Source organism: Moorena sp. SIO2C4 (assembly GCF_010672485.1).
Classification (GTDB): Bacteria; Cyanobacteriota; Cyanobacteriia; order Cyanobacteriales; family Coleofasciculaceae; genus Moorena; species Moorena producens.
In genome coordinates this window covers 1-6,355 of the sequence record NZ_JAAHGN010000396.1, presented here as the reverse complement: position 1 = coordinate 6,355, position 6,355 = coordinate 1, and the positions used below count along the sequence as shown (strand labels likewise).

Genomic DNA, 6,355 nt, shown 5'->3' with positions numbered 1-6,355 from the left:
TTTCGGAACTGTAAACCCGCTACTAGGCCCATCATGATTAATTGCTGAACCTTTTACCAGCGTAGCAGGGACTTCGGAGCAGGGAATAGTGGAAAAAGGCCGTATTCAGAAAATTTTGTGAGTTGAATAGCAGAATTTTCCTGTCTTGATTATTGCCCGAGTGGGGGAAACCACGGCAGTTCCTCATGGGGAGGGGCTGGGTGTTAAGACATAACCGCAGGATGGGGGAGCGTTTATAGTCGATAGGTAAAGAGTAATAATTTTAAGTTACATGAAATAAGGCTCCCCTCTCCTTACGGTAATTCAAAGCAAACCTTCGTCCGCACCGCTGTTTGCCCCGTGGAAACGGCAATAGCGAGTGGGGGTTTCCCCCAAGACCGAGCTGCCTCCCCTTTAGCCCCACTGCCTCCCCTGTTCCGAAGCTGCATCGCTTGTAAAGTAAGCTTTATGAGTTTTTTAACTGGAACTTTCGCATAAAAGGTACTGAAGACCCCAAACTAGATATAGAAAATAATCACTGGTCAGTAGTAAAAATTAGATATAGCACTACCCATTAAGGTTAGGAAATTGATACAACCTGAAAAGCTTTTGTAGTAAAATTTTGCCTCTTGCCAATGCCATTGCCCGTAGCGCTATACACTCAATTGAGTGATCATGAGCCTAGCAACGATATCGAAAAAATTAGGGATAGTAACTAACAACTGACCAATCACCTGACCAATTACAAGGAAAACATTCCTTCAAAATTACTCTTTATGAATCATGAGCAAGATAAAACTACCGTTAGCACCGCCAATCTTAGGAATTGCATTAGCAATTGTCAGCTTTAGTAGCAGTATTGCCTTGCCAGGGATTTCAACAGCTAATCCTAGCAATTCCCGGTTGGACTCAAATCAACGTTCTCCAACAGCAGAAGTGGCTCAAAACCACCGAGAGCAAGAGCGAATTACTTCAAGGAATCCACAGCCATTAGGTATCAGTCTAGATTGGGTGCCACCAAATGTACCGGAACGAGGTGTACCCGGTAAACGAAAAGCAGCGGCAAGCCGTGGGGGATGTCCAAAAGTCGAGCCACCTTTGACTGCCTTGGTCCCTGCTAGCCCCACCATTGCCAGTGAGGGTCAAATTGCATCAGAATCGGTTTTCGGCTTAACCGTTGTTTCTCATCCCACCTTCTGGTTTTATGTTCCCTATGCCCTGACACCGGACTTGCCTTTGGAGTTTGTGCTACAAGATGAAAACCATAACGAAATCTACTGGACTAAATTTGTTGCCTCATCTTCCTCACCAAGTGTAGTAGGCATCGAACTTCCATCAACAGTCGCCTCCCTTGAGGTTGGTAAACAGTATCGTTGGTACTTTGTGGTTAAATGTGAGCGACTGGGATCTCCTGTAGTGACAGGGTGGGTAAAACGGATGTCACTCAACCCATCCCTCAAAAATCAGTTAGACCAAGCGACATTAGAACAGAAAGCGATTATCTATGCCAGATCAGGGATCTGGTATGATACCCTTAATGCTCTAGCTAAGCTACGTCAGCAAAATTCTAGCAATGACCTGCTGATCAAGGATTGGGTGAAATTATTGCAGTCTGTTGACTTAGATGCGATCACGCAAGCACCCTTTCTGGAATTTTAAGATCAAGTCGCTCTAATTCCATTACCAGCAAGAGAGTGGGTCATTTCCGGTATTGGTCATTGGTCGAGCCTCCTGTGTATTTTAAGGATGCAAGCATCCAAGCCTTATTTCAGTTCCGGATGAGTTGTACTTTCTTCGGAAACACCCATGTGATTAATAGTAGCGAGTAGCTGGTAAAGACGGCTAACATCTCGTCGATTGAAGTGGAAAACCAGACGGGGGAGTTCAGCGGTTTCATCAGGTAGTTCTTCCGGTAAAACCTGACTTTTCTCAATCCGTCCCTGAACCAAGATATCGCTAAAATGCTGATTTAGCTGTTCAACCTCAGGGTTTGACAACTCAGATTTGAGGCGAATCACGAATTGATCTCTGACATAGCGGCTAGAGTGATAAACCCGGTAAAACCGATTAATGGTTTCGTAAGCCACATCTAAGTTATCTGTGATGGTATAGAGACTGGAATCCTCTGGCCTGATCAAACCCCGTTGCATGAGGTGCTTGTGAATATAAGCATCCCAATCTTTCCAGTAGGTGCCACCAGGTTTATCAATCAGTACTAAAGGAGTTGGTTCTAATCGTCCTGTCTGACAAAGGGTTAAAGACTCAAAGGCTTCATCCTGAGTACCAAAGCCACCAGGAAATAAGGTAAGCGCATCCGTTTCCTTGATGAAAAATAGCTTGCGAGTGAAAAAATACTTGAACTCAATTAGCTTGGGATCCCCTGCGATAAACGAATTTGATCCGTGCTCAAACGGTAGTTGAATATTCAGACCAAACGAATGCTTAGAGCCAGCACCTTTGTTTCCTGCCTCCATAATGCCACCACCAGCACCAGTCATTACCATAAATCCCTGCTGGGTTAAATGATAGGCAAATTCAGCTGCCAGCTGATATTCAGGAGTATTTGGGGCAAGGCGTGAGGAACCGAAAATGGTAACTTTCCGAACATGACGATAGGGATAAAAAACTTGAAATGCCCGCTCCATATCTTCTAGAGAAGCGGTGATTATTTTCCAGTCCAGACGGTCAATTTCTTCCCCAGTTAGTCGCACTAGCACTGCCAGAGACCGTTTGATCAATTTACGATTTTCTAGATTAGGTAGCTGGTCAATCAGTGTTGCTAAATCCGTTGACAGTGAGTTGAAGCCATCCGCAGAAGGAGATAGGGTCATATCGTATCCAGTTGACTACTTATCATTAAAGGTTTTTCGTCAATTGAAAATTGAAAATTGAAAATTGTCAATAGTCAACTCGCTTGACCTTTGGTCACGCTTCGCGAACGCTCCAATTCAAAATTAAAAATTATTAATTCAAAATGACAATCAGTGGGGGCTTGTACCCGGAATTAATTAATTCAAAATTTGTTCTAAACTTGATGCGTAAATTTTTAATTTTTAATTTTTAATTTTTAATTCCCCAAAGGGGTAAAGGATGAATTAGCAATTAACAATTAACAATTAACAATTAACGATTTTCCTGAATACGAAGTGATTAATAAGGTAAGCATTCAGCCGTCAGCCGTGAGCTAAAAGCTCACGCTACTTGAGGTGCCGTGAGCTGACGTAACAGAGATTAAACCAATGGTTAAGCTGTTGTGCATTTAAATTCTACAACACCAAGGCAGAAGGCAGAAGGCAGAAGGCAGAAGGCAGAATGTAAAAGAGTTTCAGTTTTTTTTTCTGATTTAATCAAAGGGAGTTTAAATACGCGACAGCTTACTGGTTTTATTCAAAAGCTGATAGCTGAATGCTGATAGCTGAATGCTTACTTAATAAGACTAGATATTATTCCCCCGACTTATCACGAACGCCTTTAACAATCCGAGAGAGTTCGCTCTTTTCATCGACGGGAATCCGAGTGGGAGAACCACTGATAATTCGTTCGTAATTGCGGAAGGAATCCTTAATTTCTGGTCCATCCTTACTGATAGTGTACTCTCGGATACCTGTATCATGCCAAGAGCCACGCATCTTAAATACATTGATAGCACGGGACATTTCACCACGAATTTCCACATACTGTAGCATTATAATTGTGTCAGTAATTGTAGAAATATGGGAATCGGTAATGGAGTGAGCTCCCATAAATTTATCTGTGGTATTGGTAAAAAATCCAGTTATTTCTTCTTGCTTCGCATAGCCCGTCACACCAATCACAAACTGCCGAAAGGCATTGTTGCTCACTCCCCGTGCTAAAGCAGAAAGAGAGTCGATGGCAATGCGAGAGGGTTTAAATTCAGCAATTTCTGTTTTTATCCGTTGTAAGTGGTCTTCTAACCCCGCTGATTCTGGATAAGAACAAAGAATTTTTAATAAACCCTTTTGTTCCATTTCCTCAAAATTAATGCCCCAAGACGATGCATTACGAGATAGCTGAGCCCGAGATTCTTCGTAAGCAAACAAAATCGCGCGATCACCTTGTATGCAAGCATTTTGGATAAACTTGCTCACTAACAAGGTTTTGCCAGTACCTGTGGCACCCGTTGCCAGGATAATGGAATCCTTAAAGAAACCACCACCACACATAACATCAAGAGTGTTGATTCCGGAAGACACTCTGGCCATGGAAGACCGTTGAGTCAGTCGCATTGCTCCTAAGGGGAAGATATTGATCCCTTGATCCGTAATCGTAAAGGGGTATTCTCCTTTCATATGGGTGGTACCCCGCAGCTTGAGAATTTCTATAGTGCGGCGTCGGCGTTCCCCTTCCAGAACATTACGGACAATGACCACATTATCCGAGACAAACTCTTCCACCCCGAATCTAGCTACTGGTCCATACTCTTCAACTCGCTCTGTAGTCATAATGGTGGTTACGCCAATGCTTTTCAGGCGTGCCACTAGGCGAAAAATTTCTCGACGTACCACAGAAGCAGCATCGTACTGCTGAAATATGGCAGTGATTGAGTCAATGGAAACTCGCTTGGCTTTGTATTTGTGAATGGCGTACTGAATACGCTCGATCAGGGCAGACAGGTCGAAGTTGCCGACAATGTCCTGTCCTTCTGGATCCGGGGAAGCATCCAGAATAAATAGCTTGCCTTCATTAACTAGTTTATTTAGCTCCCAACCAAAGCTTGATGCATTTTTGCTGATATCTGTGGGTGATTCTTCAAATGTAACAAACACACCAGCTTCATCAAAATTGCTAATGCCGTTGTAGAGAAATTGAACGGCTAATAGAGTTTTTCCAGTGCCAGACGTTCCACTGACCAGGGTGGTTCTACCAGATGGTAAACCCCCATGAGAGATTTCATCGAAGCCTTCGATCATTGTCCGTATTTTCTGGACACCGACCGTTGTTACTGAGTTTTGATATAGTTCATTTTGATTAAATTGATTCATATTGGTCTTAAGTAAATGTTCTTAATCAAAAAAAAGTTTAATGGTGTTGCTGACTTGCTAAATCTTGACTATTAATCTAAAATGGTATAAGATATTTAGAAATCCAAATCTCCTTCACGGAGTTCTTCATAGAGCAAATCTAAGCCGATCAAGACTTTTTCTCGATCCGAGAGATCCCCAATGATTTTTCGCACAGGAGGCGGTAAAACTTTTGCCAAGGTTGGTGTTGCCAAAATTTTATCTTCCTCAGCTAGTTGGGGGCTCTTGAGAACATCAATTACTTTGAGAGCGTAAACCCCTTGGAATTCCTGTTCGAGAATAGTTTTCAGTGTTCTCAAAGCCCTGACGGAGTTGGGGGTGTTCCCAGCTACATAAAGCTTGAGAACATAAGTTTTTTTATAGGAACTCATAGGCTCTTAAGTTTAGGAGAAGATGGGTTAAAGGTCAATACAAGGGATCAAGGAACTCAAGGAAACGGTTTTTTAGGAGAGCCTCCCATCAAGCTTACTACTCAATGTTGATCCGATTATGCTGATCTTACAGTTCTCTGGGGATGGAGCGGCGATACATTTCACCTAAGTGAGCAATCACGTCGATTAACGTCAGGCGATAATCCAGCAGTATATCCTCTCTACGCCCTTCCAGCTGCAACTGTTTGGAAAATTCATCCATCAGTTCCATATGAATTTCCACAATCTTAGATATAGAAATATCCGCAAAAAACACTTGTTCTACAAAATGATCGATGTCTTGGTTTAGGGTATCTCCCGGTGCAAAGTACTGTAGAACAATTTGACGATACTGTGATCTTAAGTGTTCTAACAGCTCATCCCTGTCGTTGAGAGATAGATTACGAAAAAAAAGCCGAGGATTTCTCTTGTAGTACACACCAAGGTATCCAAGTCTTTCCCTGAGCTTTTCAGCTAACCGATGCTGCTGCTTACTCAAGAAACTGTAATTAGCTACTGCGAGGTTAGGATAAACTGGGCCAGATGACCTGGGTAAGTTACAGGCGGGAGCTAGGGACAAAAACTCTGTCATCGCCTGTTGGATGAAATCGCCAATCTCAGGTAATTGGTGAATACTAAGTTCGACTTCTGCCGGATGGAACAGATGAGCGCTAGACCTAGCGGTGAATTTATCCGTCGTCTGGTTAGAAGCCAGCTGTTGATTGCTGTCAACCCTAGGGGGGATTTCTGGGGAGTCCGACCGCAAAAATACTGCAGGTAAGGTGGTTCCTTGCAGGTACAAGTAGTGGATCACCTTGGGAAGTGTGTCGGTATCCTGCAATACCAAACAATCAAGATCCTGTTTATGTTGCTCAACCACCTCGAAAAATTCAGATTCGGAGCTAGTAGAGTGTATAATATACA

5 protein-coding genes are annotated in these 6,355 nt (G+C 43.0%); 1 reads left to right on the top strand and 4 read right to left on the bottom strand.

The annotated features are described in order from the left end of the window. The first annotated feature begins 762 nt into the window (after positions 1-762). Complete coding sequence (locus tag F6K20_RS19985; RefSeq protein WP_008182359.1) at positions 763-1,638, top strand: DUF928 domain-containing protein; 876 nt, start codon at positions 763-765, stop codon at positions 1,636-1,638. 104 nt (positions 1,639-1,742) lie between these two features. On the opposite strand, the gene F6K20_RS19980 is transcribed toward F6K20_RS19985, so the two are convergent. The 4 genes from F6K20_RS19980 to F6K20_RS19965 all read right to left on the bottom strand — a co-directional run. Further along, complete coding sequence (locus F6K20_RS19980) at positions 1,743-2,810, bottom strand: LOG family protein (RefSeq protein WP_008182356.1); 1,068 nt, start codon at positions 2,808-2,810, stop codon at positions 1,743-1,745. A gap of 612 nt (positions 2,811-3,422) precedes the next feature. Continuing rightward, positions 3,423-4,982 (bottom strand): circadian clock protein KaiC, encoded by a 1,560-nt coding sequence (gene kaiC / locus F6K20_RS19975; protein ID WP_008182354.1) that lies wholly within the window; start codon positions 4,980-4,982, stop codon positions 3,423-3,425. Between the two features lie 95 nt (positions 4,983-5,077). Further along, on the bottom strand, positions 5,078-5,392 hold the full coding sequence (kaiB, locus tag F6K20_RS19970) for a circadian clock protein KaiB (RefSeq protein WP_008182352.1): 315 nt from the start codon (positions 5,390-5,392) through the stop codon (positions 5,078-5,080). Positions 5,393-5,519: 127 nt separating this feature from the next. Beyond that, positions 5,520-6,355: circadian clock protein KaiA (locus F6K20_RS19965; protein WP_287295777.1), on the bottom strand; the 836-nt coding region annotated here is incomplete at its 5' end.

Coding starts and splice junctions, on each gene's coding strand:
- F6K20_RS19985 (WP_008182359.1), top strand. CDS start 763: ATGAGCAAGATAAAACTACCGTTAGCACCGCCAATCTTAGGAATTGCA.
- kaiB (WP_008182352.1), bottom strand. CDS start 5,392: ATGAGTTCCTATAAAAAAACTTATGTTCTCAAGCTTTATGTAGCTGGG.
- kaiC (WP_008182354.1), bottom strand. CDS start 4,982: ATGAATCAATTTAATCAAAATGAACTATATCAAAACTCAGTAACAACG.
- F6K20_RS19980 (WP_008182356.1), bottom strand. CDS start 2,810: ATGACCCTATCTCCTTCTGCGGATGGCTTCAACTCACTGTCAACGGAT.